Origin of the sequence: Streptosporangium oxazolinicum, from assembly GCF_039537505.1 — a bacterium.
GTDB lineage: Bacteria > Actinomycetota > Actinomycetes > Streptosporangiales > Streptosporangiaceae > Streptosporangium > Streptosporangium oxazolinicum.
The window spans coordinates 352,168-378,727 of record NZ_BAABAQ010000010.1 but is presented as its reverse complement, the minus strand read 5'-3'; the positions used below and the strand labels follow the sequence as shown (position 1 = coordinate 378,727).

Here is a 26,560-nt window from a genome sequence, read left to right as displayed (position 1 = left end):
TCTCAGCTCACAGGACCACGCCGTAGGCGAACAGGCTGTAGAACAACATCCCCAGGTAGAACACCGCGCCGAAGCCGATGATCAGGTTGGTCCAGATCTTCGGCCGGATCGGTTTGGGCAACATGCGATTGTTCACCAGCAGGAGCGTCACGCAGTAGGCACCCATGGCGAACGTGGACAGGAACGCCAGGGTGTCGAGGATCCCGCTCGGGCCGTCGGCCGGGCCGAACAGCAGGATCAGGATGCCGAACACGATGACGCCCCACAGGAAGCCCGCGTACAGCTTGGACATGCCGAACTTCTTCGCACCGCGCACGAAGTGGTAGGACATGTCCGCCTGGCCCCTGGAGAAGGAGTCGAACAGGCCCAGCGTGGCGTTGAGCCCGATCAGCGCGATGAACCCGAGGAAGACGACCCCCAGCACCGAGCTGCCCGCCGAGGCGAAGGAGTCGGCCATCGCGTACAGCGCCGCCTCCCGCTCGCCGGACTCGATCACCGTACGGACGTTGGGGGTGTTCCTCGTCGCCGCCTGGGCGATCACGGTGAAGGAGATGGTGACCAGCATCGTGACGCCCCAGAAGAGCAGGAAGGCGTCGAAGGTGACCCAGCGCCGCCACCCCTTCCACTTCCGCATCTCCTCGGGGTTGTCGGTGTCGAACATGAAGCCACGCGAGGGCATGGCCTCTTCCTCCCCGGCGTGCCGCAGGCCGCGGACCGTCGGGATGTGGGTGCCCATTCCGGCGCCCGAGTCACGCAGGTGCAGGGTGTACCACATCTGCTGCATGCCGGACGGGCCGGCGAAGGCGATCGCTCCCACGATCACCGGGAACCAGGTCGGGGTGAGCGCCTCCTGCGGCAGGTACCCGAAGGCGAACATCCCGCCGATGGTGCTCGTCACGTCGTTCCAGGTGCCGACCATCGCCGCCACCACGGCGGTGCCGACGACGAGGACGCCGATCAGGATCGACAGGAGGTTCTCCAGCAGGTTGTAGATCACCTTCGCCAGGCTGAAGACGACGCCGACGAGTATCAGGCCCGTGACGGCCGTTATCACCCATGGGATGCCGGTGATCTGCTCGAAGGCGGCGGCCCCCGCGGACAGATGACCCGGCCAGATGTAGACGAGGATCGCGACGGTGAAGAAGAACCACATCAGCGGCTTGAAGACCCGGGCCGCGCCGAAGAAGATGCTCTCTCCGGTCGCCATGGCGTAGCGGGCCATCTCCAGCATGACCACGGCCTGGAGGGTGACGCCGATGAGGAACAGCCACCGGATCTCCGGCCCGAACAGCAGGACCAGCCGGGGCCACATGTACGACTCGCCCATGCCCACGCCGAGCGCGACGAGGAACACGGTCGGCCCGAGGATGTGGACCGACGGGGGAGCGTCGGGCAGGGTGCGGATGGGCATCGGCTCCAGCCCGCCCGCCCGCCATACTTTTTCTTCCTGGCCGGATGCGGCGGCGGCTTCGCCGGACTCCGCTGCAGCCGGTGTTCTCGATGTGTCCACCTGCGGACCTCCTGGGGGGTTGGTTGATCCTGCGAGTGCCCCGATTCGCCCCCTCGCTCATGAAGCGCGGCTCAGCCGCGCAGCAACCCTGCGGCCCTCGCCCAGCGATACTTGGCGCCGAGCACGGCCACGGGCCTCTCCGTGGTGTACGGGTAGGCGATCACTCCGTTCGCGAAGAGATGGTCACAGGCCTGCTCGACCTCGGTGTCACCGGCGAGTGAGGCGACCACGGGCTTGTCGTTGCCCTTGGCCCGCTCCTCGGCCACGACCCGCGCCACCAGCTCGGCGAAGACCATCGGCGGGGTGACGATCGTGTGCCAGTAGCCGATCACCAGCGCGTGCACGCGGGGGTCGGCCAGGCCCAGCCTGATGGTGTTCTCGTAGGTGCTGGGCGGTTCGCCACCGGTGATGTCGACGGGGTTGCCCGCCGCCCCGAAGGGCGGGATGTAGGCGCGGAAGGCCTCGTCGAGATCCGGCGGGATCTCCATGAGGGTCAGTCCGTTGTCGACGCAGGCGTCGGAGAGCAGCACTCCCGAGCCGCCCGCCCCGGTGATGATGACGACGTTCTCCCCCTTGGGGGCGGGCATCAGCGGCAGCGCCCTGGCGTACTCGAGCATGTCGTTGAGGCCCGGGGCCCGCACGACGCCCGCCTGGCGGAGGATGTCGTCGTAGACCTTGTCGTCGCCGGCGAGCGCCCCGGTGTGCGAGCCCGCGGCCCGCGCGCCCATCGCGGTGCGCCCGGCCTTGAGCACGATCACCGGCTTCTTGGCGACCATCCGCTGCGCGGCCTCGACGAACCCGCGCCCGTCCTTGAGGTCTTCCAGGTGCATGGCCACGCAGTTGGTGTTGTCGTCCTGCTCGAAGAAGGTGAGCAGGTCGTCCTCGTCGACGTCGGCCTTGTTGCCGACCCCGACGATCGCCGAGACGCCCATCCCGGTGGTGCGGCTGAAGCCGAGGATGGCCATGCCGATGCCACCGCTCTGCGAGGTCAGCGCGACCCCGCCCTTCACGTCGTACGGCGTGCAGAACGTGGCGCACAGGTTTTCCGGCGTGTAGTAGTAGCCGTAGATGTTGGGGCCGAGCACGCGCACACCGTGCTTGCGGGCGATCTCGACGACCTCCTGCTGGCCCTCGACGTTACCCGTCTCGGCGAACCCGGACGGGATCATGATGGCTCCCGCCACCCCCTTGCGCCCGGCGTCCTCCAGCGCCGCGGGCACGAACTTGGCCGGGATGGCGAAGACCGCCACGTCGACCTCGCCCGGCACGTCGGCGATGCTCGGGTAGGCGGGCAGCCCGAGGATCTCCGAAGCCTTCGGGTTGATCGGGTAGATGTGACCCCGGTAGCCGCCGTTGATCAGGTTGCGCATCACCGAGTTGCCGATCTTGCCGGTCTCGCCGGAGGCTCCGATCACCGCGACGGCACGCGGCTTGAAGATCCGGTTCATCCCGGTGAGGATCTCCTCCCGCGAGAGCCGGGCGGGCGCGATGGCGGGGTCGGCGTCGAGCAGGATGCGCACGTCGGCGGCCGTCGCTCCGTCTGAGGTGGCGAAGACGGGGTTCAGGTCCACTTCCGCGATCTCGGGGAAGTCCCCGACGAGGGCGCCGACTCGCTCGATCATGTTCGCGAGCGCCCCCCTGTCGGCCGCCTCGGCACCACGGACACCGCGCAGCACGTCCGCCGCCCTGATGTCGTCCAGCATCCCGAGTGCATCATCACCCGAGAGGGGGGCCAGCCGGAAGGTCACGTCCTTGAGGACTTCGACGAGCACCCCGCCGAGCCCGAAGGCGACGACCTTGCCGAAGGTCTGGTCGGTGACCGCACCGATGATCACTTCGTGCCCGGCGCCGACCATGGCCTGGACCTGGACGCCGTCGATCGACGCCTCGGGGTCGTACGAGCGCGCGGAGGCCACGATCCGGTCGTAGCCGGCGCGCACCGCGTCGAGGTCGGCCAGGCCGACGAGCACCCCGCCGGCCTCGGTCTTGTGCAGGATGTCGGGAGAGACGATCTTGAGCACCACGGGCAGGCCGATCTCCTCGGCGAGCGACACCGCCTCGTCGGCCGAGGTCGCCACCCCCTCGCCGGGGGTCGAGATGCCGTACGCCTGGCAGATCTTCCTGCCCTCGGGGGCGGTCAGCGCGGTGCGGCCCTCGGCGCGGGCCGCCTCCAGCACCTCGCGTACGGCGGCCTGGTCATGCGCCATCAGATGACTCCGTTCGTCTTCAGGTCGGCCAGCTCGTCGACGGACAGGCCGAGGCCGGCGTAGATCTCGGTGTTGTGCTCGCCGAGCAGGGGCGGCGCGGTGACGTCCACCGGCGAGTCGGACAGGTGCAGCGGGCTGCCGACCGTCACGAAGGAGCCGCGCTGGGGGTGGTCGACCTCGATCAGCGCGCCCTCCTGCCGCAGGCTCTCGTCCTCCAGCAGCTCCTTGGTGGACAGGATCGGGCCGCAGGGGATGTTGGCGGCGTTGAGCAGGTCGAGGACCTCCCACTTGTCGCGGGTGACGCTCCACTCCTCGATGAGCTGGAACATCTTGTCGAGGTTGGGAAGGCGCGCCTCGGGGGTGGCCCACTCGGGGTCGTTGGCCAGCTCGGGGCGGCCGATGATCGTGGCCAGTGGCGCCCAGCCGACCGGCTGGACGATGACGTAGATGTAGTCGTTGGGACCGCCGGGGGCGCACCGCACGGCCCAGCCGGGCTGGCCGCCGCCCGAGGCGTTGCCCGAGCGCGGCACCTCGTCGCCGAAGGTCTTGTTGGGGTATTCCGACAGGGGCCCGTGGCCGAGCCGCTGCTGGTCGCGGAGCTTGACCCGGCACAGGTTGAGCACCGCGTGCTGCATGGCCACCTGGACGCGCTGGCCGCGCCCGGTCTGCTCGCGCTGGTAGAGGGCGGCCAGGATGCCGGCGACGGCGTGGATGCCGGTGCCGGAGTCGCCGATCTGGGCGCCGGTGGCCAGCGGCGGGCCGTCCTCGAAGCCGGTGGTGCTCATCGAGCCGCCCATCGCCTGGGCGATCACCTCGTACGCCTTGAACTTGGCGTAGCGGCCGGGGCCGAAACCCTTGATCGAGGCGTAGACCAGCCGCGAGTTGAGCTCCTGGAGCCGCTCCCAGGAGAACCCCATCCGGTCGACCGCGCCGGGCCCGAAGTTCTCCACCAGGATGTCGGAGTCGCGCACCAGATCGGTGAAGATCTGCTTGCCGCGCTCGCTCTTCATGTTGAGGGTGATGCTGCGCTTGTTGCAGTTGAGCATCGTGAAGTAGAGGCTGTCGACGTCGGGGACGTCGCGCAGCTGCTTGCGGGTGATGTCGCCGGAGGGCGCCTCCAGCTTGATCACGTCGGCGCCGAGCCAGGCCAGGAGCTGCGTACAGGACGGACCCGACTGCACGTGGGTCATGTCGAGGACGCGGACACCTTCCAGTGCCTTCATGGGGTCCCCCTCACTTGTACATGGTCTGGTTCATGGTTCCGGGCGCGTAGACGTCCGGATCGACCCACACGTTGATCAGTGCGGGCTTGCCCGACTCGCGGGCCCGCTCCAGCGCGGGCCGGATGTCGGCGGGGTCCCTGACCTCCTCGCCGTGACCGCCCAGCATCCGGGCGAACTCGTCGTATCTGACATCGCCGAGGGTGTTGCCGACCCGGCCGCGGTTCTCGCCGTACTTGGCGGCCTGGCCGTAGCGGATCTGGTTCATCGACGAGTTGTTGCCGATGACGCCGATGAACGGCAGGTTGAAGCGGACCATCGTCTCGAAGTCCCAGCCGGTGAGGCTGAACGCCCCGTCTCCGAAGAGGCAGAGCACCTCCTTGTCGGGTTCGGCGTACTTGGCCGCCATGGCGAAGGCGACGCCGACGCCGAGGGTGCCGAGCGGCCCGGGGTCCATCCAGTGGCCGGGCGACTTGGGCTGGACGACCTGGCCGGAGAAGGTGACGATGTCGCCGCCGTCGCCGATGTAGATGGTGTCCTCGGTGATGAACTCGTTGATCTCGTGGACCAGGCGGTAGGGGTCGATCGGCTGCGAGCCGGACAGCTGGCGGGGCAGCCGCTTCTCGTAGGCCGCGGTCTCGACCGCGCGCAGCTCCTCCAGCCACTCCTTGCGCCGGGTCGCGCCGTTCTCGACGCGGCCCGAGGCGGCCTGGGTGGCCGCGGCCAGGATCAGCCCGGCGTCACCGACGATGCCCAGGTCGACGTCGCGGTTCTTGCCGACGGTGCGGTAGTCGAGGTCGATCTGGACCACCGTCGCCGAGGGCGACAGGCGCTTGCCGTAGCCCATCCGGAAGTCGAACGGGGTGCCGACGATGATGATCAGGTCGGCGTTGGTGAAGGCGTAGCGCCGGGAGAGCTGGAAGTGGTGCGGGTCGCCCGGGGGCAGCGTGCCGCGGGCCGAGCCGTTCATGTAGGCGGGGACGTTGAGCGCGCGGACGAAGTTGATCGCGTCGTCGGTGCCCCGGGTGGTCCAGACCTGGCTGCCCAGCAGGACGCAGGGCTTCTCGGCGTGGGCCAGCAGGTCGGCGAGGCGCTCGACGGCCTCGGGGTCTCCGGCCTGGCGTACGGAGGCGCGGTAGCGGCCGGCCTCGGGGATCCGGGCCTTGGAGATCGGGACGCTGGCGTCGAGGACGTCGCGCGGGATCTCCAGGAAGGACGGCCCGGGAGCGCCGTGGTAGCACTCCCTGAAGGCCATCGAGACGATGTCGGCGACCCGCTCGGTCGAGGGGACCGTGGCCGCGAACTTGGTGATCGGGGTCATCATGTCGACGTGGGGCAGATCCTGCAACGAGCCCATCTTGTGCTGGCTCAGAGCCCCCTGCCCCCCGATGAGCAGCATGGGGCTCTCCGCCCTGAAGGCGTTGGCCACGCCGGTCACCGCGTCGGTGGTGCCCGGCCCCGCCGTCACGACCGCGCAACCCGGCTTACCGGTGATCCGGGCGTAACCGTCGGCCGCGTGCGCCGCCACCTGCTCGTGGCGGACGTCGATGACCTCGATGCCCTCGTCGACGCAACCGTCGTAGATATCGATGATGTGGCCGCCGCAGAGCGTGAAGATCACATCGATCCCCTCCGCCTTGAGCGCCTTCGCCACCAGGTGGCCTCCGGAGATGGTTTCCGGCGCCGTGTCCGCTGGCTGGGTCATTCTGGTGGTCCTCTCGATTGTGTTCTCCATACTGCATACCGTATGAGGGCAATGGTTACCCCCGGGGTCCGGCGATGTCTAGACCCTTTGTGCGGGGAGTGGGACAAGCTCGACCGGCTCGCCCCTCCACCCGGGCGGGACGACCGCGAGCGCTTCGGCGAGCGCGGCCCCCCACAGCGACCCCGGCCGGTCGTGCCCGACGGGCACCGCGCCACGTCCGTCGCGCCGCACCGCGACCATGCGGGTGTCGGCGTGGTGGGGCCGCACGTGACCGGCGAGCGCGGACCGCTCGCGCGGGGCCTCGGGCCCGCCCGCGAGCGCCCGGACCGCCGGGGCGAGCAGCGTCAGCGCGGCGACCAGCGCGGCGTAGGGATTGCCCGGCAGCCCGGCCACCAGGCGCCCGTCGGGAAGCCTGGCGAGGAGCTGCGGGTGGCCAGGACGCACCGCGACGCCGTCGACGAGGATCTCCGCCCCGAGCCCGGCGAGCACCGCCCGCAGGTGGTCGGCGGGCCCCTTCGACGAGGCGCCGCAGACCACGATCACCTGGCCCGTTGAGCCGTCCGGGGCTCCCGCGAGCGCGGCGGTCAGCGCCCGCGCCCCGTCGGGCAGCCACGACGGCGCCTCGGCCCGGCCGCCCGCCCACTCGACGAGCCCCGGCAGCATGGGACCGATCGCGTCACGCACCCGCCCCGGGCCCGGGAGCCCCAGCGTGACCACCTCGTCGCCCGTGACCAGCACGGACACCAGGGGTTTCGGCCGTACGCGGAGCACGTCGTGCCCGAGCCCGGCCGCGAGGCCGAGCACCGCGGGCGTCACAGCCGAACCGGCCGTGAGCACGACGGTCCCCAGCGGGCAGTCCTCTCCGCGCCGGCGGATGTGCCTGCCGGGCTCGACCGCCCCGGGAGGGGCCGACACCCACTCGCCCGCCCATTCACCCACCGGCTCGCCCGGCGGCGCGAACCGGCCGAGCGGCGGTGTGAACCGGCCCGGTGGCGCCGACCTGCCGGGCATCCCGCTTCCCGGCGGCGGCGCGCCGGTCCGTACGGCCGCCTCGTAGGGCAGCACCGCCTCGGCGCCCTCGGGCACCGGGGCGCCGGTGGCGATCTCCACCGCCGTGCCGGGCGCGAGCGCGGCCCCGTGGGCCGCGCCCCCGGCGAGCACGAGACCCGTGATCCGCCAGGGCGGATCGCCCGCGACCGCGTAGCCGTCCATCGCGGCCACGTCGGCGCCGGGCACCGGGACGAGGGCCCGCAGCGGCCCGGCCAGGCGGCAGCCGTACGCCAGGTGGAGGGGGAGGTCGACGGGTGGCAGCGGCCCCGCGGCGGACGCCGCGACCCGGCGGGCCGACTCCCACGGGAGCGCCTCCGCGTGGGAGTCGGCATGTGCGCCGCGGTGCGGGGCCCCCGCGGGTGAGGGTCCTGGTGGGAGGCCGGGTGAGGGGCCCGGCGGGGACACGACGGCCGGATCTCGGGACGGGGCTTCGTGGACGGTGGATCTGGGGACGGCCATCGGCGGCTCCTTGACCGGATTTTTTCCATACTGTATACCGAATGCACTATGGACGCGAGGACGGAGCCTCTTGTGAAAGTCGCTGTTCTTGGCGCCGGCGCCATCGGCGCCTACGTCGGCGCCGCCCTGTGCAGGGCAGGTGCCGAGGTGCATCTGATCGCCCGCGGAGAGCACCTCGCGGCGATGCGCAAATCGGGAGTGCGCGTGCTCAGCCCGCGCGGAGACTTCACCGCCCACCCCCACACCACCGACGACCCCCGCGAGATCGGCCCGGTGGACCACGTCTTCCTCGGCCTCAAGGCCAACTCCTACGCGGCGGCCGGCCCCATGATCCAGCCGCTGCTTCACGAGACCACCGGCCTCATCGCGGCCCAGAACGGCATCCCGTGGTGGTATTTCCACCGGCTGCCCGGCCCCTACCAGGGCCATGTGATCGAGAGCGTCGACCCCGGCGGGGCGGTCACCTCCGCGCTGCCGCTGGAGCGCGCCATCGGATGCGTCGTCTACGCGGCGACGGAGATCGAGGAGCCCGGCGTGATCCGCCACCTGGAGGGCACCCGCTTCTCCATCGGCGAACCCGACGGCTCCCTCTCGTCACGCTGTGTCGACTTCAGCGCCGCCATGGTCCAGGGCGGGCTGAAGTGTCCCGTCGAGACCGACCTGCGGCGCGACATCTGGATCAAGCTCATGGGAAACATCGCCTTCAACCCGATCAGCGCGCTCACCCGGGCGACCATGGCGGGCATCTGCCGCCACCGCGGGACGCGCGACCTCGTCGTCACCATGATGCGCGAGACCGTCGACGTGGCCCGCCGGGTGGGCTGTGAGCCGGACATCTCGATCGAGCGCCGGATCGCGGGCGCCGAGCGGGCCGGGGAGCACAAGACCTCCACGCTCCAGGACCTGGAGAAGGGCAAGCCCCTGGAGCTCGACGTGCTCCTCGCCGCCGTCGTGGAACTCGCCGACCTGACCGGGGCCGAGGTGCCCACGCTGCGGGCGATCCACGCCGTCGCCGACCTCCTGGACGAGCGGGTCCGGGAAAATCTTGCCGCCGCCAGTTGATGCGACATACCGTAGACTGTATACAGGACTGTCGAAAGGATGGGGTATGAAGAAGGACCGCGGGGACCGCGCCGAGCACTACGACCGGCTCACCCATCCCCTTGTCCGTGAGAACGGCGTGCTGCGCCGCGCCACCTGGGACGAGGCGTTACAGCGGGCCGCGGAGGGCTTCCGCCGCAACGTCGAGGCGCACGGGCCGAACGCCTTCGCGATGCTGTCGTGCGCCCGCTCCACCAACGAGATGAACTACGTGGGTCAGAAGTTCACCCGCGTCGTGATCGGCACCAACAACGTCGACTCCTGCAACCGCACCTGCCACGCCCCGAGCGTGGCGGGCCTGTCCGCGGCCTTCGGCAGCGGCGGCGGCACCTCCTCCTACCAGGAGGTGGAGGACGCCGACGTGATCGTGATGTGGGGGTCGGCCGCGCGCAACGCACACCCGATCTTCTTCCACCACGTGCTCAAGGGGATACGAAAGGGCGCCCGCATGTTCGCGGTCGACCCCCGCCGCACGGGCACCGCCGAGTGGGCCGACCTCTGGCTGGGCCTCAACGTGGGCACCGACATCCCGCTCGCGCACGCGGTGGCCCGCGAGATCATCCACTCGGGGCTGCACAACACCTCCTTCATCGAGCGCGCCACCGAGGGCTTCGAGGAGTTCGCCGCCTCGGTCGAGCAGTGGACGCTCCCGGTGGCCGAGCAGGTCACCGGCGTGCCCGCGGCCGCCATCCGGGAGCTCGCGCACACCTACGCCAGGGCCGACCGCGCCCAGCTGTGCTGGACGCTCGGCATCACCGAGCACCACAACGCCACCGACAACGTGCGCGCCCTCATCAACCTGTCGCTGCTCACCGGCCACGTCGGGCGATACGGGTCGGGCCTGTCCCCGCTGCGCGGCCAGAACAACGTGCAGGGCGGCGGCGACATGGGAGCCATCCCCAACCGGCTGCCCGGCTTCCAGGACATCCTCGACCCGGAGATCCGCGTCAAGTTCGAGCAGGCGTGGGACACCCCCATCCAGCCGCGCTACGGCCTCAACCTCACCGAGATGCTGGAGGGGATGGCCGAGGGCGAGGTCACCACCTGCTACCTCATCGGGGAGAACCCGGTGCAGTCCGAGGCCGACTCGCTGAGCTGCATCAAGCGGCTCAGCATGCTCGACCACCTGGTCGTGCAGGACATCTTCCTGACCAAGACCGCCCAGATGGCCGACGTGGTGCTGCCGGCGGGCGCGGCCTGGTGCGAGAGCGAGGGCACCTTCACCAACAGCGAGCGGCGGGTGCAGCGGGTCCGCAAGGCGCTCCAGGCGCCGGGCGAGGCCCGCGACGACATCTGGATCCTCTGTGAGCTCGCCCGCCGCCTGGGCCACGACTGGAACTACACCGGCGCCGAGGAGGTCTGGAACGAGCTCCGCGCCCTCTCCCCCGCCCACACCGGCATGACCTACGAGCGGCTCGACAAACTCCAGGGCATCCAGTGGCCCTGCCCGTCGGAGGACTCCCTCGAACCGCCCTTCCTGCACGGGCGGCTCTGGGAGAGCGACCCGGCCCTGCGGGGCAGGGCCGCGCCGTTCGCGGTGCTCAGACACTCCCCGCCGGTCGACCTGCTCGACGACGAATACCCCCTGCGGCTCACCACCGGCCGCCGTCTCGACTCCTACAACACCGGCGTGCAGTCGTCCGGGTTCGCCTCGCCGCTGCGCAGGGGCGAGAACATCGAGCTCTCCCCCGAGGACGCCGCGCGGCTGGGGGTGAGTCCCGGCGAGGAGGTGAGGATCAGCTCCCGGCGCGGCTCGGTCGTCGCCCCCGTCTACATCGACCCGGCCCTCCGTCCCGGCCTGGTCTTCATGACGATGCACTTCCCCGACGAGGTCGACACCAACGCCCTCACCATCGAGGCCACCTGCCCGATCGCGGGCACCGCCGAGTTCAAGGCCGCCGCCGTGCGCGTCGACAAGCTCGTGCCCGCGAAGGCCGGGTGAAAGGGGCGTGGATCTCCGGTTCAGCGACGCCGAACCCTCGGCCGAGGAGCGCGCCGCGATCGACGCGTTCCTCGGCGCCCCCGCGACGGGCTGGGAGGGTGGCATCCGCTCCGACGGCGACCTGCGGGTCGCCGTCGGCGGGCACGAGGCCCGCGACCGGCGCGACCTGCTGCTCCCCGCGCTGCACGCGGTCAACGACAGGATCGGCTGGATCAGCGAGGGCGCTCTCGACTACATCTGCCGCCGCCTGACCGTGCCCCCCGCCGAGGCGTACGGGGTGGCGACGTTCTATTCGCTGTTCTCGACGAAGCCGCGACCGGCGCGGGTGCTGCACGTCTGCACCGACCTGGCCTGCCAGGCGCGCGGCGCCGACGCGGTGCGGCGGAGCACCGAGGAGAGACTCGGCCCGCCCGGCATGTCCTGGCAGCCGAGCCCCTGTCTCGGCCTGTGCGAGCGGGCACCCGCCGCGCTGGCTCTGCAGGCCGGCGAGTTCCCCGGGGCGACCGTGTACGGCCCCGCCGAACCGGCATCGGCTCCCACCGGCGGCGCCAACGGAAACGGTGCGGCCATCGCGAGTGGTGCGGCCAACGGAACGGGCCAGGCCCACGACGCCGACGGCGCGGGTGGCGTGAGCGGCGCGGGCGACATCGGCGGCGTGAGCGGTGCGGGCGACGCGGGCACCACTCGCCCCGCGGAGGGCGTCAGCGGTACGGGCCCGGGTGGCACGGGCTCGGGTGGCACGAAGGGTCTCAGCAGGCTCGGTGGCCTCATCGGCATGGACGCCACCGGTGGCCCCGCCCTGGCCGAGCGTGCGGAGCCTCCCGCCGAGCACGCCGTCCCGCAGGCGGGCGATCCCTCCCTCGTGCTGCTGCGCCGGGTGGGGGCCGTCGACCCGGCGAGCCTGGACGACTACCGGGCCGAGGGCGGCTACGCCGCGCTGCGCGAGGCCGTCAGGATCGGTCCCGCCGGAGTCATCCGCGAGGTGCTCGAATCCGGCCTCGTCGGGCGGGGCGGTGCGGCGTTCCCCACCGGGCGCAAGTGGGAGGCCACGGCCCGCCAGCTCGACCACCCCCACTACCTGGTCTGCAACGCCGACGAGAGCGAGCCGGGCACCTTCAAGGACCGCGTGGTCATGGAGGGTGACCCGTACGCGCTGGTGGAGGCGATGACCATCGCCGCGTACGCCACCGGCTGCCCCAAGGGCTACCTCTACATCCGCGGGGAGTATCCCCGGGCGATCGGCCGGATGGCCCACGCCATCGACGTCGCCCGCGCGCGCGGCCTGCTCGGGGCCGACGTCATGGGGCAGGGCTTCGCCTTCGACATCGAGATCAGGCGCGGCGCGGGCGCCTACATCTGCGGCGAGGAGACCGCGATCTTCAACTCGATCGAGGGCTTCCGCGGCGAGCCGCGCAGCAAGCCGCCCTTCCCCGTGGAGAAGGGCCTGTTCGGCAAGCCCACCGTGGTCAACAACGTCGAGACGCTGGTCAACGTGCTGCCCATCCTGACCGGCGGGGCCGCCGCCTACGCGGCGACCGGCACGGAGGGCTCGACGGGCACCAAGCTGTTCTGCGTCTCGGGCACGGTCGCCAGGCCGGGCGTCTACGAGCTGCCGTTCGGCGCCACCCTGCGCGAGTTGCTCGCGCTGTCCGGGGGCGCGACCGGGAGGCTCCGGGCGGTGCTGCTGGGCGGCGCGGCCGGCGGGTTCGTCCGCCCGGACGAGCTCGACGTCCCGCTGACCTTCGAGGGCACCCGGGCGGCGGGCACGACCCTGGGTTCGGGTGTGGTCCTGGTGCTCGACGACAGCGTCGACCTGGCCCACATCCTCCTGCGCATCGCGGAGTTCTTCCGCGACGAGTCGTGCGGGCAGTGCGTGCCCTGCCGGGTGGGCACCGTACGGCAGGAGGAGGCCCTGCACCGGCTGAGCCGCAGACCCACGGCCGGCGACATCGCGCTGCTGCGGGAGGTCGGTCAGGCCATGCGCGACGCCTCGATCTGCGGGCTCGGCCAGACCGCCTGGAACGCCGTCGAATCGGCCATCGACCGGCTGGGCGTCTTCTCCCCCTCGGAGGCATCATGAGTGTTCCCCTGCAGCCGCCCCGGCGGCTGATCGAGATAACCGTCGACGGCGACCCGGTCCGGGTCCCGGAGGGCTCGACCGTGCTGGACGCCTGCTCGGCGGCGGGCAAGGACATCCCGACCCTCTGCTACGGCGACACCCTCACCCCGAAGAACGCCTGCCGGGTCTGCGTGGTCGAGGTCGAGGGCGCCCGTACCCTCGCCCCCGCCTGCTCACGCAGGGCCGAGCCCGGCATGGTCGTCGGCACCGCGACCGAGCGCGCCCGGCACAGCCGCAAGATCGTCCTGGAGCTGCTCGCCTCGACGGCCGACCTGTCCACCACGCCGCGCGCGGCCGAGTGGATCGAGGAGTACGGCGCGCGGCCCGACCGCTTCGGCGAGGAGGCCGCCACGGTCGCGCAGCCCGCGAAGGTCGACAACGACCTCTACGTGCGCGACTACTCCAAGTGCATCCTCTGCTACAAGTGCGTCGACGCCTGTGGCGACCAGTGGCAGAACAGCTTCGCCATCTCGGTCGCCGGGCGGGGCTTCGACGCGATGATCTCGACCGAGCACGACGCCCCGCTCACCGACTCGGCCTGCGTCTACTGCGGCAACTGCGTGGAGGTCTGCCCCACCGGGGCGCTGTCGTTCAAGAGCGAGTTCGACATGCGCGCCGCGGGCAGCTGGGACGAGTCCCGGCAGACCGAGACGACGACGATCTGCAGCTACTGCGGGGTCGGCTGCAACCTGACCCTGCACGTGCAGGACAACCGGATCGTCAAGGTGAGCTCGCCGCACGACAACCCGGTCACCCACGGCAACCTCTGTATCAAGGGCCGTTTCGGCTTCCAGCACGTCCAGAACGTGGCCTCCCAGGAGGACGCGATCCCGGTCTCCGGCCCCGTGTCCAGCCCTGTCTCCGGCTCCGCCCCAGGGGCCGTCCCCGGCGCGCGGACGGCTTCGGCCGATGGGTAGGGTCACCGTCAAACGCCGGGTCCTGCGGCTGCGGGAGGCCGCGGCCGCCCACCGGGTCGACGTGCTGGCGGCCGAGGAGCCGCTGGAGATCCGGCTCGACGGGCGGCCGCTCACGATCACCATGCGCACGCCGGGCGACGACTTCGACCTGGCGGCGGGTTTCCTGGTGAGCGAGGGAGTGGTCACCTCCCCCGAGGAGGTCACCGCGATCCGCTACTGCGCGGGCGCCACCGCCGACGGCGCCAACACCTACAACGTGCTCGACGTCAGGCTGGCGGCGGGCACGTCCCCGCCGGCGACCTCGCTGGAGCGCAACTTCTACACCACCTCCTCGTGCGGGGTGTGCGGCAAGGCCTCGCTCGACGCGGTCCGCACGGTCGCCAAATGGCGGGTGGACGGCGATCCCGCGCCGGTGACGGCCGAGGTGATCGCGGCGCTGCCCGATCGGCTCCGCGCGGCCCAGCGGGTGTTCGACCGGACCGGCGGGCTGCACGCGGCGGGCCTGTTCACGCTCGGCGGCGACGCGCTCTGCGTGCGCGAGGACGTGGGCCGGCACAACGCGGTGGACAAGCTGGTGGGCTGGGCGCTGCGCGACGGCCGCCTGCCGCTGGCCTCGACCGTGCTCATGGTGTCGGGACGCGCCTCCTTCGAGCTGGTCCAGAAGGCGGTGATGGCCGGCATCCCGATCCTCGCCGCCGTCTCGGCCCCCTCCTCGCTGGCCGTGGAGCTGGCCGCCGAGACGGGGCTGACACTCATCGGGTTCGTCAGGGGCAGCTCGATGAACGTCTACACCGGGGAAGGACGCGTCGACCTGGTCCCCGGCTGAGCTCGGGCCGCACCTCCCAGGCCGGGCGCCCACACCCTCAGCGCCGCGGCCCACCGGGAGCCGGGAGGTGCGGCCCGTGACACTCTCCACCGGGCCGAAGCCGCCGCGTTCGCCCCACACCGACCGCCGAGGCCGGGGAGCGGCGGCTCCCAGGCCCGGCGACGAGAGCCCGGCCCGCGATACTCGCCCCCTTCGCCGGCCGGGCTCTCTGACGCCCGCGCGTCCTCCCCTGAATACCGGGCGGCACGTCCCCGCCCGCGCGTCACGACCTCCCCTTCACACGCCTGACGCCTCCCCGTCTCCCGGCCGCACCCGCCTTCCCCGCGAAACGACAACCTCCGCCCACGCGTCACGACCTCCCCTTCACACGCCTGACGCCTCCCCGTCTCCCGGCCGCACCCGCCTTCCCCGCGAAACGACAACCTCCGCCCACGCGTCACGACCTCCCCTTCACGCGCCTGACGTACCCCGCGACGGACACCCCCCTCACGGCCCCCGCCCGCCGGGCAGCGCGTCCCCCGCCTGCGCGTCACGACCTCCCTCCGCCTCTCCCCGCCGGGCCGGACGCGTCCGGCCCGGATGCCGTACGGTGGCTCACCACGCGTGGAGTGACGCCCTCGGTGGGGCATCGCCCGAGGCTCGATTTTGACAACCGTTTTCATTTACGCGCATACTAGTCGACATGATGTCCGAGTCCTCCCGACGTATCCGTATACGTAATGTCGGCCTGGCTGTGTCCGCCGCCCTTCTCGCCGCCACCGCCTGCGGTACCGAAGTCGGCTCGACCAGCGGCGGCTCACCCGGGGGGGCGTCGAGCGCTTCCACGGACGGGAAGACCACCGTCACCGCGGCCATGTATCCCCTGCAGTGGCTCGCCGAGCGGGTGGGCGGCCCCGACGCGGCCGTCACCGGCCTGACCAAGCCCGGCGTCGAGCCGCACGACCTGGAGCTGTCCCCGCTCCAGGTGGGCGGGCTGGAGACGACGGGGCTCGTCGTCTACATCAGGGGCGTCCAGCCCGCGGTGGACGAGGCCGTCGAGCAGCACGCCGCCGACCGGGCCTTCGACGCGGCCACCGCGGTCACCCCCCTTCCCGCGGTCGCGGAGGAGGAACACCACGGCGAGGAGGGACACGAGCACGAGGAGGTCGACTACGACCCCCACCTCTGGCTCGACCCGGCCCGCTTCGCGACGGTCGCCACCAAGCTCGGCGAGAGGCTGGCCGCCGCCGACCCCGCGCACGCGCGGGGCTACCGGGACCGCGCCGCCGCCACCGCCGCCGACCTCACCGCCCTGGACGGGGAACTGGCCAAGGGCCTGGCCACCTGCTCGTCGGACGCGATCGTCACGAGCCACTCCGCGTTCGGTTACCTCGCCGACCGCTACAAGCTGCACCAGATCGGCATCAGCGGCCTCGATCCCGACGCCGAGCCCTCTCCCGCCCGCCTCGCCGAAGTGGCAAAAGTGGCCAAGCAGGAGAAAGTAACTACGATTTTCACCGAAACCCTCGTCAGCCCGAAGGTCGCCGAGATTCTCGCCCAGGAGGTCGGTGCGAAGACCGCTGTCCTCGACCCGGTGGAAAGCCGGCCGTCGAACGGCGACTACCTGTCCGCCATGCGCCAGAACCTCTCCACACTCCAGGCGGCGCTCAGCTGCTCGTAAAGGTCACACGTGACATCCAGCAAAACGGTTTTCACCATGAACGGCGGCCAGGTCAACCTGGACCGCCGTCCGGTGCTTCGCGGCATCGATCTTTCCGTCGAACCCGGCGAGGCGGTGGCGGTGCTCGGCGCGAACGGATCGGGGAAGTCCACCCTCATCCGCGCCCTGCTCGGCCTCGTCCCCCTGTCCGGCGGCGAGACTCTCCTGTACGGCAGCCCTCCCGCCCGGTTCCGCGAATGGTGGCGGATCGGCTACGTCCCCCAGCGGCTCTCGGTGGGCGGGGGCGTGCCGACCACGATCCGTGAGGTCGTCGCCTCCGGCCGGATCGCGAGGCAGCGACGCCTGCGCCTGACCGGCGCGGCCGACCGTGAGGCGACCGGCAGGGCCCTGGCGGCCGTCGGCCTGGCCCATCGCGCCTCCGACCCGGTGCAGGCGCTGTCCGGCGGGCAGCAGCAGCGGGTGCTGATCGCCCGCGCCCTCGCCGGAGAGCCCGACACCTTCGTCATGGACGAGCCCACCGCGGGCGTCGACTCCGAGAGCCAGCTGCTCCTCGCGAAAACGCTGTCCGCACTCGTCGAGCAGGGCAAGACGGTCCTGCTGGTCGCGCACGAGCTGGGCCCGCTGGAGCCCCTGATCACCCGCGCGGTGGTCCTCAGGGACGGGTACGTGTGCCACGACGGCCCGCCGCCCCAGGCGGTCGGCACGCACGCGCTGCCCGGCCACGACCACGTGCACCCGCACGGCGAGGAGGAGCCCGTGAGCCCGCTCGACTGGAGGCCGACCTCGTGATCGAGCTTCTGCGGTTCGACTTCATGCAGCGGGCGCTGATCGCCGCTCTCCTGGTCGGCCTGGCCGCCCCCGCCATCGGCACGTTCATGGTGCAGCGCCGCCTCGCCCTGCTGGGCGACGGCATCGGGCACGTCGCGCTGACCGGCGTGGCCCTGGGCTTCCTGACCGGGACCGCCCCGGTGCTGACGGCCGTGGTGGTCTCGATACTGGGCGCCGTCGCCATCGAGCTGGTCCGCGAGCGCGGCAGGACCAGCGGGGACGTGGCGCTCGCACTGCTGTTCTACGGCGGTATCGCCGGGGGCGTGCTGCTCATCTCGCTGGCCCCCGGCGGCAGCAACGCCACGCTGATGTCCTACCTGTTCGGCTCGATCAGCAGCGTCGCCGTCGAGGACGTGTGGGTGATCGGCCTGCTGGCGGTGGCGGTGCTCGGCGTGGTGACCGTCTTCGGGCGGGAGCTCTACGTGCTGTGCCAGGACGAGGAGGTCGCCAAGGCCAGCGGTCTGCCGGTCCGCTTCCTCAGCCTGCTGATCGCCGTTACCGCCGCGCTGACCGTGGTCATCGCCATGCGCGTCGTAGGATTGCTTCTGGTGAGCGCGTTGATGGTGGTGCCGGTGGCGACCAGTCAGCAGCTCACCCGGGGGTTCGTGAGCACGATGTTCCTTTCCATGCTGTTTGGGATGATCTCCACGGTCGGTGGCCTGACCTCCTCCTTCTACGTCGAGGTCCCGCCGGGCGCGATCATCGTCATTGTCGCTCTCACGGGGTTCGTCCTCGCCCTCGGGCTCGGTAGATTCGTACGTCGAAGCCGACCTCAGGAGTCCAGCCCATGAGCAACAGGCGTGATGCCGTCCACGCGATCCTCCGCCAGAGCGAGGGTTTCCGCAGCGCGCAGGACGTCTACGCGGAGATGCGCGCGGAAGGCGCCAAGATCGGACTGACCACCGTCTACCGGGCGCTCCAGGCGCTCGCCGACACCGGCCACGTCGACGTGCTGAGAACCGACGACGGAGAGTCGGTCTACCGGGCGTGCGCCAGCGACCATCACCACCACCACCTGGTCTGCCGCAGGTGCGGCCGTACGGTGGAGGTGGCCGGGCCCGCGGTGGAACGCTGGGCCGAGGCGATCGGCTCCGAGCACGGCTTCACCGAGATCACTCATACGGTGGAGGTCTTCGGGACCTGCGCCTCCTGCTCCACCGCCGCCAAGCCGCTCCGCACCCCGAGCCGCGCCTGAGCGGACGCCCCGGTGAGGCGCGGGTGCGGAAGAGCGGTTCGGACGTAGCGGACACATCCTGACGTATCGGGACATGAGTCTTATGATCCGGGGCACGCCACGGTGATGAGCGCACGCGAGGGGGCGCCGGAGGGCCACGGGAGAGATACGCTTCCGACACGGCGAGCCGCCGTACGCGCCTCCACGTTGCAATCGCTCATACAGGAGTCAACATGCCATTCGGACATGACATGGTGCACTCACTCGCCACCGCGGTCGACCTGGTCAACACCTCCCCCTCCACCGGAGGCGAGGACACCCTGACCGACCTGCGAAAACTCGGCGACTTCGTGGCACGCTGGGAGGTCAGCGGGATCGGTGAGCTGGACGCCGCCGACCTGACCCAGGTGCGCGCGCTGCGCGAGGCCTTCCACAAGGTCTTCACCGCCCCGGACCAGCCCACCGCGGTCATCCGGCTGAACACCCTGCTGAGCGGGACCCGCATCACCCCGCGCCTGGCGGAGCACGACGGCCACCCCCTGCACGTCCACTACTTCGCGCCGGACGCCTCGCTGCACGAGCACCTCGCGGCCGACATCGGGGTCGCCCTCGCCCACCTGCTCGTCGAGGGCGAGTGGGAGCGCCTGCGCACCTGCTCGGCGCCCGACTGCGACCACGTCTTCGTGGACGAGTCACGCAACCGCTCACGGGTCTACTGCGACAGCCGCACCTGCGGGAACCGGATGCACGTCGCCGCCTACCGCGCACGGCGCCGGGCCTGACGTCACTCTCCGCTAATACCTATTGACCAAGTAGGTAATGCGGATAGGTTGAGACGTGACGTCGCCTACCCCCGAGGAGAAGCCATGAGCGTCACCGACGAGCTGCTCGCCAACGCCGAGCGTTACGCGGAGACCTTCACCAGGGGCCACCTGCCCCTGCCGCCCGCGCGCGGGGTGGCCGTGCTGGCCTGCATGGACGCCCGCCTCAACCCCTACGGCCTGCTCGGGCTCTCGGAGGGTGACGCGCACGTCATCCGCAACGCGGGCGGCGTGGTGACCGCCGACGAGCGCCGCAGCCTGGCCATCAGCCAGCGCCTGCTCGGCACCAGGGAGATCATCCTCATCCACCACACCGACTGCGGCATGCTCACCTTCACCGACGACGACTTCAAGCGGCAGATCCAGGACGAGGTCGGGGTGAAGCCCGACTGGTCGGCCGAGGCCTTCACCGACCTCGACGAGGACGTCGTCCAGTCTCTCCAGCGGATCAGGACCGACCCCTTCATCCCGTACACCGACTCGGTGCGCGGTTTCGTCTACGAGGTGGAGACCGGCCGCCTGCGCGAGGTCAAAGCCTGACGGCCCGCGACAGGAGCCCGCGCGTCAGAGGGCGCCGAAGTCACCGTGGCGGCCGGCCCCCGCGGCGAAGCGGGACGCGCCGGCCACCGCGCCGGGCAGGGCGTTCAGGCCGTGGCGCAGCTCCCCCGCCATCGCCTCCCGCTCGGGCAGCCCCTCCTGCTCCAGTACCGACAGGCGGTCGCCGCGCATGCACTCCTGGGGGAAGCGCGCGAGGGTGGCGGCCAGGTTCTCGGCGGCGGCGCGCGAGGTGCCGGCCGGCACCACCCGGTTGACCAGCCCCATCCCGAGGGCCTCCGCGGCGGCCACCGGACGGCCGGTGAGGATCATGTCCATCGCCCGGCCCGTCCCGACCAGCCTCGGCAGCCGGACGGTGCCGCCGTCGATCAGCGGGACGCCCCAGCGGCGGCAGAAGACCCCGAACACCGCGTCCTCCTCGGCCACCCGCAGGTCGCACCAGAGGGCCAGCTCCAGCCCCCCGGCGACCGCGTGCCCGGCGACGGCCGCGATCACGGGCTTGCCGAGCCGCATCCGGGTGGGCCCCATCGGCCCGTCCCCCTCGGCGTCCACCCGGTTGGCGCGGCCCTCGGCGACGGCCTTGAGGTCGGCTCCCGCGCAGAACGTGCCCCCCTCGCCCCACAGCACGGCCACCGCCGCGCCGGGGTCGGCGTCGAAGTCGCGGAAGGCGTCGGCGAGCGCCCGAGCCGTGGAACCGTCGACGGCGTTGCGGACCTCGGGCCTGGAGAGCACGACGGTGGTGACGGGCCCGTCGCGTTCGATCCTGACAGTCATCCGGGGCACCTCTCAGCGGGTCGGCGTCACCCGGAACATAACATTATTCTGCGACGCCGCCCGAGGCGTCCCGGGCCGACGGGACCGCGTTCGGCACCGCTCCCCCGTATCTCCTGTCGCGCTTGGCGTACGTCTCGCAGGCCTCCCACAGATCACGGCGGTCGAAGTCGGGCCAGAGGCGGTTGAGGAAGACCATCTCGGCGTACGCCGTCTGCCAGATCAGGAAGTTGGAGATGCGCTGCTCGCCCGAGGACCGTACGAACAGATCGACGTCGGGAATCTGCGGCTCGTCCAGGTAGCGGGCGAAGGTCTCCTCCTTCACCCGGCCCGGCTTGACCCGCCCGTCGGCGATGTCCCGCGCCAGGCGCAGGGCGGCGTCCACGATCTCGGCGCGGCCGCCGTAGTTGACGCAGAACTGCAGGGTCAGCGTGGAGTTGCCCTCGGTCATCTCCTCGGCGTCGCGCAGCTCCTGGATGACGCTCCGCCACAGCCGCCCGGGGCGGCCCGCCCAGCGGACCCGCACGCCCATCGCGTGGAGCTGGTCCCTGCGGCGGCGGATGACGTCGCGGTTGAAACCCATCAGGAAGCGGACCTCGTCGGGGGAGCGCTTCCAGTTCTCCGTGGAGAAGGCGTAGGCCGACAGGTAGGGGACGCCGAGCTCGATCGCGCCCTCGATCACGTCGAAGAGCGACGCCTCGCCCGCCTTGTGGCCCTCGGTGCGGGGCAGGCCGCGCTGCTTGGCCCACCGCCCGTTGCCGTCCATCACGATCGCCACGTGCCGGGGCACGAGGTCGCGCGGGATCGGGGGCGGGGTGGCGCCGGAGGGATGCGGGGCGGGCGGGCGGATGTTCACGTGGCGAGCTCCCTTTCTACGTGTCGAAGAGAGCGTATGCCGTGTTCGAGATGCCATTGGAGGTATGCCGCGACCAGGCCGCTGCACTCGGCGCGGTGCCGGGCGGCGGAGGCGTCCGCGACGGGCCAGTCGCCCTTGAGCAGCGCCGTCATCAGGGAGAGGGTCTCCCCCTCGGGCACCGCCGCGCCCGCGGGACGGCAGGCCCCGCACACCACGCCACCGGCCACGATGGCGAAGGCCCGCACCGAGACGGCCTTGCACCGGGCGCAGGCGTCCAGGGCGGGGGCGTAACCGGCGACGGCGAGGGAGCGCAGGAAGTAGGCGTCCAGGACGAGCCTGGCCTCGTGGTCACCCGAACCGAGCGTGCGCAGGCCGCCGACGAGCAGCAGGAACTGGCGCAGCGCCGGCTCCTTCTCCCCCATCACCAGGCGGTCGGCGGTCTCCAGCATCGCGGTGCCCGCCGTGTAGCGCGGGTAGTCGGAGGCGAGCGGCTCGCCGTACGGCCTGATGGTCTCGGCCTGGGTGATCATGTCGAGCGTGCGGCCGGTGTGGAACTGAAGGTCAACATGAGTAAAAGGTTCGAGTCGGCCGCCAAATCGTGATGTTGTCCGCCGGACCCCCTTGGCGACGGCCCGGATCTTGCCCATCCGCCGGGTCAGGACGGTGACGATACGGTCGGCCTCGCCCAGCTTGTGGGTGCGCAGCACGATGCCGTCGTCACGGTACAGACTCACCCGCACAGTGTAGTGGGACCGTCCACTTGGCAGAGGTGGAACCATGATCAAACGACACGGATAGATCACCGGTGCGTGTTGTTCACCTAAAACTCACTAAACTTTGGCCTCTGGCGAAATGCCGCCCCTGGTTACACCCGCCCCACACCCGTCTCCGCACGAAAGGGTGCCATGCCCCGCGTGGTCCTGCTGGGCTCATCGCCCGGCCCCGATGCCGCTCCCGGCCAGGTGACGCCCGCCGCGTTGACCCTGCCCGCGCTTCCCGGCTGCCCCACGGTGATCGGCAAGCTGCACGGCCAGCTCGCCTCACTCGACTCCGAGCCGGTGACGATCGTCCGCTCCGGCGACGCCGCCGCCCACCGGGGCTTCCCCGGCAGCCTCGTCGAGACCTCCGACCTCGCCGGTGACCTGCGCGCCGTGGCCGACGCGGTCGAGGGCGCCACCGAGAACCTGCTCTTCCTGCCGGCCAACTCGCTGATCCACGACGAGCTGATCTACCAGATCACCAAGTCGAAGCGCGGAGCCCTCGCGCTGATCACCAAGGAGCCGCGCGAGGAGGACGAGAACGGCGACGTCATCGTCCAGGACGTCCCGATCGACGAGGCCCTGCCGGAGATCGGCGACCGGAGGCTGGAGGGCCTGCCCGTCCGGGTGCGCGCCCGCAAGTCCCGGGTCATCTCGGTGGGCTCGGCCTACCACGCGGTGACCAGGCCCAACTCGGTCCTGCTCGGCCCGCTGCACCTGCACCACAAGCACGCGCCCGCCCTCGCCGAGGCCGCCCGCGAGCTCGCCGACATGGCCCACCTGCTGGGTCCGGACGACGACCTGGTCCAGCTGCTGGTGCTGGGCCTGGTCCGCAAGGGCGTCTCCGTCGGCATCCGCGGCCGCCGCGACCTGTTCTTCCGCCGGGTCTTCACCCCCGAGCAGGCCGCCGAGGCACTGGCCGAGATGTCCACGTTCAACGAGGACAGGGCGCGGCTGAACAACGCGGTGAAGGGCGCCGACGGCTTCTTCACCACGTACTTCGTCAGCACCTACTCCCGCTTCATCGCCCGCTGGGCGGCCCGGCGGGGACTCACCCCCAACCAGGTCACGCTGATCTCGATCGCGCTGGGGGTGGCGGCGGCGCTGTGCTTCGCCACCGGCGAGCGGGCCGGGATGGTCGCGGGTGGCCTGCTGATCTACTTCGCGTTCGTGTTCGACTGCGTGGACGGCCAGGTCGCGCGGTACGCCCGCAAGTTCGGCGTACTCGGCGCGTGGCTGGACGCCACGTTCGACCGGTTCAAGGAGTACGTGGTCTTCGCGGGCCTGGCGGTCGGCGCGGCGGTCTCCGGCGTGGGCGACGTCTGGACGCTGGCGCTGATCGCGCTCGGCGTGCAGTCCATCAGGCACCTCCTCGACTTCTCCTACGGCGCGGCGAACCGGCGCAAGCCCCCGTCGCCGCTGCCCTCGGTGGCGCTGTCGGTCAGCGCCGACACCGGTCTGCGCCAGGCGCTGGAGGAGCGCAAGAACGCGAAGACCGGCGGGATCCGCAACCTGCTGAAGATCTGGGGCCGGGCCGGCAGGTACCGTGCCGTGCACTGGGCCCGCAAGATGATCGTGTTCCCCATCGGCGAGCGCTTCGCCGCCATCGCGATCGTCAGCGCCCTGTTCGACGCCAGGATCACCTTCCTGACCCTGATCATCTGGGGCGGCATCGGGGCCGCCTACTCGCTCACCGGACGCCTGATGAGGTCTCTCGCATGATCACCCAGCCGCAGACCACCCCCGTTCCGGATCCGTACGAGGAGCGGCTGCGCGTGCAGACCGCCCGGCTGCTCGCCTACCGCGACGACGGCCCGCTGGTGAGGCTGCTCCGCGACAAGGTGGGGCCGGGGCTGCCCCCGGTGCCCGCCGCGCTCGCCGCGCTGCTGGCGATCATCGCGATGGCGGTGACCGGGATGCTGGTGGACGGGCCGATCCTGCTCGTCCCGGTGCTGGTCATGATCGTCCTGGTGCTGCCCACCGCGGCCCGCGACCACCTCGGCAAGCTCGACTGGCTGACGCCGCCGCTGATCCGGGGGACCGAGTTCCTCACGATCATCCTCGTCGGTCTCGCGGCCGACGCGCCCAAGTGGCTGCTGTACGTGCTGATCTACGTGATCGGCTACCACACCTACGACACGGTCTACCGGACGCGGCAGAGCATCTGGCCGGCCCCCTGGGTGTTCCAGGCCGGGCTGGGCTGGGAGCTGCGGCTGCTGCTGATCGGCGCCGGCGCCGCGCTGGGCGTGCTGACGTGGGTGCTGGCCGCGCTCACGCTCTACCTCGGCGTGCTGTTCGCGGTCGAGAGCGTGACGAGCTGGGTCGGCCTGGACAAGCAGACGGCGAACGCCGCGCAGGCGAGCGACGATCTGGAGACCTCCCCCGAGGAGGCCCAGGAGCAGGCCACCGGCGAGGCCGACCAGACCTGACCTGAGACCTCCCCTGGGCCCTCGGAAGGCCGCCAAACAGACCTGACCGAAGAGGACGCCGCCGGACGGACCACCCGTCCGGCGGCGTTCGCGCGTCCGGGCCACCTGCCACACCACCGCCCCACCACCGCCCCACCGCCGCCACGCCGCCCGCCGCGAGCCCGCGCCGATCCGAAGCGATATACAGGTCTGCGTGGAACTGGACAGGCTGGATCGCGACATCATCGGGGCACTCGTCGAGGACGCCCGCGCCACGTACGCGGAGATCGGGCAGCGGGTGGGCCTGTCGGCGTCGGCGGTGAAACGCCGGGTGGACCGGCTGCGCGAGACCGGCGCCATCACCGGGTTCACCGCCCGGGTGGAGCCCGCGGCGCTCGGCTGGACCACCGAGGCCTACGTGGAGCTGTTCTGCGCGGGCAAGACCTCGCCGTCGGAGATCGGGGTGGCCGTCGGCCGCCATCCCGAGGTGGTCTCGGCGTGCACCATCACCGGTGAGGCCGACGCGCTGCTACACATCAGGGCCACCGACGTGCGGCACGTGGAGAGGGTGATCGAGCGCATCGCCGCGGAGCCGTTCGTGGTGCGGACCAAGAGCTCCATCGTGCTCTCCCGCCTCATCGAGGCACCCCTGGTGACCTCGCGCAGCGAGCCGTTCATCGCCCCGCACAACGAATCGACGTTCCTGGCCTGAACGACGCAAGAAACCCGCGTCAGCGCGCAATCGCAGGCTCTTGGCCTGCGAGAACGCTGTTCCTAGGCTGATGACGCCGCCATCGGAACCATGATCGGCGGCTGTCATCACGATCTTTTCATATGCGGGGTTATCCATGACGAGGCACTACCTCATGTGTCGGCCCGACCACTTCGCGGTCGAGTACGCGATCAACCCGTGGATGCACCCCGAGGCCGGAGCCGACCGCGAGGTGGCGATCAGGCAGTGGGAGGCCCTCAGGAGCGCCTACGAGGAGCTCGGGCACCGCGTCAGTCTCATCGAGCCGGTGGAGGGCCTGCCGGACATGGTCTTCGCCGCCAACGGCGCGCTGGTCGTGGGCGGCCGTGTGTACGGCGCGCGGTTCACCCACCCGCAACGCGCGGCCGAGGGGCCCGCGTACCTGCGGTGGTTCGTCGACAACGGCTACGAGCGGGTCCGCGAGGCGGCCTTCACCAACGAGGGCGAGGGCGACTTCCTCACCCTCGACCACCTGGTGCTGGCCGGGACCGGGTTCCGTACCGACATCACCGCGCACAAGGAGGCCCAGGAGTTCCTCGGCCGCCCGGTGGTGACGTTGCAGCTGGTGGATCCCCGCTTCTACCACCTGGACACCGCACTCTTCCCGCTAAACGGACATAACGTGGCATACTTCCCGGGGGCCTTCTCTCCAGGAAGTCAGGAGGTGCTCCGCCACCTCTTCCCCGACGCCGTCATCGCGAGCGAGGGCGACGCGGCCGTACTGGGCCTCAACGCCGTCAGCGACGGCGTCAACGTGGTGATCAACGCCGAGGCCGCCGACCTGCAGCTCGAACTCAAGCGCCGGGGCTTCGAGGTCATCCCGGTGGACCTGTCGGAGCTGCGCAAGGCGGGCGGCGGTCCCAAGTGCTGCACGCTGGAAATCCGGGCATAGTGCCCGGCATGACGGCCACGGACCAGACAC

Annotated in this window: 23 protein-coding genes; 15 read left to right on the top strand and 8 right to left on the bottom strand. The window is 71.2% G+C overall.

What is annotated here, in order from left to right:
- Nucleotides 1-7: 7 nt before the first annotated feature.
- From ABD817_RS26235 to ABD817_RS26215, 5 genes are all read right to left on the bottom strand, one after another.
- The gene (locus tag ABD817_RS26235; RefSeq protein WP_344920804.1) at nt 8-1,510 is read right to left on the bottom strand and encodes an Nramp family divalent metal transporter; all 1,503 of its coding nucleotides are present in this window, start codon (nt 1,508-1,510) and stop codon (nt 8-10) included.
- A 71-nt stretch (nt 1,511-1,581) separates the two neighbouring features.
- Nucleotides 1,582-3,717: an acetate--CoA ligase family protein gene (locus ABD817_RS26230; protein ID WP_344920803.1), complete on the bottom strand. Its 2,136-nt coding sequence runs from the start codon at nt 3,715-3,717 to the stop codon at nt 1,582-1,584.
- Nucleotides 3,717-4,940: a formyl-CoA transferase gene (gene frc, locus ABD817_RS26225; protein ID WP_344920802.1), complete on the bottom strand. Its 1,224-nt coding sequence runs from the start codon at nt 4,938-4,940 to the stop codon at nt 3,717-3,719. The genes ABD817_RS26230 and frc overlap by 1 nt, the downstream gene beginning before the upstream one ends.
- Before the next feature lie 10 nt (nt 4,941-4,950).
- On the bottom strand, nt 4,951-6,642 hold the full coding sequence (locus tag ABD817_RS26220) for a thiamine pyrophosphate-binding protein (RefSeq protein ID WP_344920801.1): 1,692 nt from the start codon (nt 6,640-6,642) through the stop codon (nt 4,951-4,953).
- Nucleotides 6,643-6,720: 78 nt separating this feature from the next.
- The gene (locus ABD817_RS26215; RefSeq protein WP_344920800.1) at nt 6,721-8,151 is read right to left on the bottom strand and encodes a molybdopterin molybdotransferase MoeA; all 1,431 of its coding nucleotides are present in this window, start codon (nt 8,149-8,151) and stop codon (nt 6,721-6,723) included.
- Nucleotides 8,152-8,223: 72 nt separating this feature from the next.
- Here ABD817_RS26215 and ABD817_RS26210 point away from each other — a divergent pair, with 72 nt between their 5' ends.
- The 11 genes from ABD817_RS26210 to ABD817_RS26160 all read left to right on the top strand — a co-directional run bounded on the left by ABD817_RS26210 (nt 8,224) and on the right by ABD817_RS26160 (nt 20,079).
- Nucleotides 8,224-9,213 carry a 2-dehydropantoate 2-reductase gene (locus ABD817_RS26210; protein ID WP_344920799.1) on the top strand — a complete coding sequence of 330 codons (990 nt, stop codon included), beginning with the start codon at nt 8,224-8,226 and terminating at the stop codon, nt 9,211-9,213.
- Between the two features lie 46 nt (nt 9,214-9,259).
- On the top strand, nt 9,260-11,194 hold the full coding sequence (locus tag ABD817_RS26205) for a molybdopterin oxidoreductase family protein (RefSeq protein WP_344920798.1): 1,935 nt from the start codon (nt 9,260-9,262) through the stop codon (nt 11,192-11,194).
- A gap of 7 nt (nt 11,195-11,201) precedes the next feature.
- The gene (locus ABD817_RS26200) at nt 11,202-13,274 is read left to right on the top strand and encodes an NAD(P)H-dependent oxidoreductase subunit E (RefSeq protein ID WP_344920797.1); all 2,073 of its coding nucleotides are present in this window, start codon (nt 11,202-11,204) and stop codon (nt 13,272-13,274) included.
- Nucleotides 13,271-14,230, top strand: a complete 960-nt coding sequence (locus tag ABD817_RS26195) for a 2Fe-2S iron-sulfur cluster-binding protein (protein WP_344920796.1) — start codon at nt 13,271-13,273, stop codon at nt 14,228-14,230. Before ABD817_RS26200 ends, ABD817_RS26195 begins: the two co-directional genes overlap by 4 nt.
- Nucleotides 14,223-15,056 (top strand): formate dehydrogenase accessory sulfurtransferase FdhD, encoded by an 834-nt coding sequence (fdhD, locus tag ABD817_RS26190; protein ID WP_344920795.1) that lies wholly within the window; start codon nt 14,223-14,225, stop codon nt 15,054-15,056. Before ABD817_RS26195 ends, fdhD begins: the two co-directional genes overlap by 8 nt.
- Before the next feature lie 733 nt (nt 15,057-15,789).
- A complete protein-coding gene (locus tag ABD817_RS26185; RefSeq protein WP_344920794.1) occupies nt 15,790-16,716 on the top strand; it encodes a metal ABC transporter substrate-binding protein in 927 nt (308 codons plus the stop codon).
- Nucleotides 16,717-16,752: 36 nt separating this feature from the next.
- Nucleotides 16,753-17,505, top strand: a complete 753-nt coding sequence (locus ABD817_RS26180; RefSeq protein WP_344920823.1) for a metal ABC transporter ATP-binding protein — start codon at nt 16,753-16,755, stop codon at nt 17,503-17,505.
- Nucleotides 17,502-18,335: a metal ABC transporter permease gene (locus ABD817_RS26175; protein ID WP_344920793.1), complete on the top strand. Its 834-nt coding sequence runs from the start codon at nt 17,502-17,504 to the stop codon at nt 18,333-18,335. Before ABD817_RS26180 ends, ABD817_RS26175 begins: the two co-directional genes overlap by 4 nt.
- Complete coding sequence (locus ABD817_RS26170) at nt 18,332-18,739, top strand: Fur family transcriptional regulator (protein WP_344920792.1); 408 nt, start codon at nt 18,332-18,334, stop codon at nt 18,737-18,739. The genes ABD817_RS26175 and ABD817_RS26170 overlap by 4 nt, the downstream gene beginning before the upstream one ends.
- A 212-nt stretch (nt 18,740-18,951) precedes the next feature.
- Complete coding sequence (locus tag ABD817_RS26165; protein WP_344748104.1) at nt 18,952-19,500, top strand: CGNR zinc finger domain-containing protein; 549 nt, start codon at nt 18,952-18,954, stop codon at nt 19,498-19,500.
- An 84-nt stretch (nt 19,501-19,584) separates the two neighbouring features.
- A complete protein-coding gene (locus ABD817_RS26160) occupies nt 19,585-20,079 on the top strand; it encodes a beta-class carbonic anhydrase (RefSeq protein WP_344920790.1) in 495 nt (164 codons plus the stop codon).
- Nucleotides 20,080-20,103: 24 nt separating this feature from the next.
- Here ABD817_RS26160 and ABD817_RS26155 read toward each other — a convergent pair whose 3' ends face one another.
- Genes ABD817_RS26155 through recO form a run of 3 tightly spaced genes read right to left on the bottom strand, consistent with a single transcriptional unit; the run spans nt 20,104 to nt 22,455 of the window.
- The gene (locus ABD817_RS26155; protein WP_344920788.1) at nt 20,104-20,868 is read right to left on the bottom strand and encodes a crotonase/enoyl-CoA hydratase family protein; all 765 of its coding nucleotides are present in this window, start codon (nt 20,866-20,868) and stop codon (nt 20,104-20,106) included.
- A 43-nt stretch (nt 20,869-20,911) separates the two neighbouring features.
- Nucleotides 20,912-21,721: an isoprenyl transferase gene (locus tag ABD817_RS26150; RefSeq protein ID WP_344920787.1), complete on the bottom strand. Its 810-nt coding sequence runs from the start codon at nt 21,719-21,721 to the stop codon at nt 20,912-20,914.
- Nucleotides 21,718-22,455, bottom strand: a complete 738-nt coding sequence (gene recO / locus ABD817_RS26145; protein WP_344920786.1) for a DNA repair protein RecO — start codon at nt 22,453-22,455, stop codon at nt 21,718-21,720. The genes ABD817_RS26150 and recO overlap by 4 nt, the downstream gene beginning before the upstream one ends.
- A gap of 171 nt (nt 22,456-22,626) precedes the next feature.
- On the opposite strand from recO, the gene ABD817_RS26140 reads away from it, so the two are divergent.
- The 4 genes from ABD817_RS26140 to ddaH all read left to right on the top strand — a co-directional run bounded on the left by ABD817_RS26140 (nt 22,627) and on the right by ddaH (nt 26,530).
- Entirely contained in the window at nt 22,627-24,201 is a 1,575-nt protein-coding gene (locus ABD817_RS26140) for a CDP-alcohol phosphatidyltransferase family protein (protein WP_344920785.1), read from the top strand.
- Nucleotides 24,198-24,908, top strand: coding sequence for a DUF5941 domain-containing protein (locus ABD817_RS26135; RefSeq protein ID WP_344920784.1), 711 nt, complete (start codon nt 24,198-24,200; stop codon nt 24,906-24,908). Before ABD817_RS26140 ends, ABD817_RS26135 begins: the two co-directional genes overlap by 4 nt.
- Nucleotides 24,909-25,101: 193 nt before the next feature.
- A complete protein-coding gene (locus ABD817_RS26130) occupies nt 25,102-25,599 on the top strand; it encodes an Lrp/AsnC family transcriptional regulator (RefSeq protein WP_344920783.1) in 498 nt (165 codons plus the stop codon).
- 136 nt (nt 25,600-25,735) lie between these two features.
- Entirely contained in the window at nt 25,736-26,530 is a 795-nt protein-coding gene (ddaH, locus tag ABD817_RS26125; protein ID WP_344920782.1) for a dimethylargininase, read from the top strand.
- Nucleotides 26,531-26,560: the final 30 nt, after the last annotated feature.